Raw genomic sequence first — 1,232 nt, 5'->3', positions numbered from 1 at the left:
TAAATGCATAAAAGATTTCTGAATTGTATAGAAATAGGGAATGCCTTCCCTTATGATATTTAGTAATCACAGAAAACATCACAGGAGGCATTCCCCATGAATGAACTTACCACAGAAATTATCGCTGCACTAGCCCAAAAGCAAGATTTGGACGAAGTTTTTCGTCACCACCTCGAAATTGCGATTAACCAGCTGCTTCAAACCGAATTGGCAGAGTTTTTGGGTTACGAACGCTACTCATACGCTGGGATTAACACTGGTAATAACCGCAACGGCAGTTATGAGCGCTCGTTTGATACGAAGTACGGCCAACTTAACTTAACCATTCCTCGAGATCGCAATGGCCGGTTTGAAAATCATACCTTGCCAGCCTACGGTCGGCACAGTGATAATTTAGAAACAACGGTCATTCAGTTGTATACCAAGGGAATTACCACTGCTGAAATTGCCGAACTTATTGAGAAAATGTACGGTGCTCACTACTCCAAAGCCACGGTTTCCAACATGACTAAAGCCGTCAATGAACAGGTTCAAGCTTTCCAGCAACGTCGACTGGCTTCACAATATGCGGCCATCTTCTTAGATGCCACTTACTTGCCGTTAAAGCGGGATACCGTTCAAAAAGAAGCCGTTCATATTGCGATTGGCATTCGTCCAGATGGTACGAAAGAAGTGCTGAACTACCAAGTGGCGCCAACGGAATCGACTGGAATCTGGACTGAACTGCTGGGAACCTTGATCAAGCAGGGCGTTAAAGATGTGCTGTTGTTTGTGGCCGATGGGTTAGTTGGTTTGGATGAAGGCTTGAATCGGCATTTCCCTAAAGCCAAACGACAACGTTGCCTGGTTCATGTTGGGCGGAATCTGATGAACAAAGTTCGCGTAAAAGACCGCAAGGCCGTGATCAGTGACTTTAAACAAGTTCATCGGGCCGCCAACCGTGAAGCAGCCGAACTGAAACTGAATGAGTTCGCCAACAACTGGCATCAGACCTATCCCAAATTAATCAAAGATCTGCTTAAAATGCCGAATTTACTCACTTTCATGGACTTTCCACCAGCTATCCGGCAATCACTATACTCCACTAACCTGATTGAGAACTTTAATAAGCATCTCAAGCGCACCACCCACCACAAAGAACAATTTCCAACGGAAGATTCACTGGATCGCTTCCTGGTTTCTCAGTTTAATGTTTATAACGAGAAGTCTCTGAAGCGGATCCACCGAGGGTT

1 protein-coding gene is annotated in these 1,232 nt (G+C 45.0%); it reads left to right on the top strand.

Translation table 11 applies throughout. The features are described 5' to 3' along the window. Nucleotides 1-96 precede the first annotated feature (96 nt). Nucleotides 97-1,232, top strand: a 1,136-nt coding sequence (locus FFM59_RS09965; protein ID WP_137602864.1) for an IS256-like element IS1310 family transposase, incomplete at its 3' end; no start/stop codon positions are given.

The organism is Paucilactobacillus nenjiangensis (genome assembly GCF_005405445.1).
In the GTDB taxonomy this organism is placed as follows: domain Bacteria; phylum Bacillota; class Bacilli; order Lactobacillales; family Lactobacillaceae; genus Paucilactobacillus; species Paucilactobacillus nenjiangensis.
This window is presented reverse-complemented; position numbering and strand designations above follow the sequence as displayed.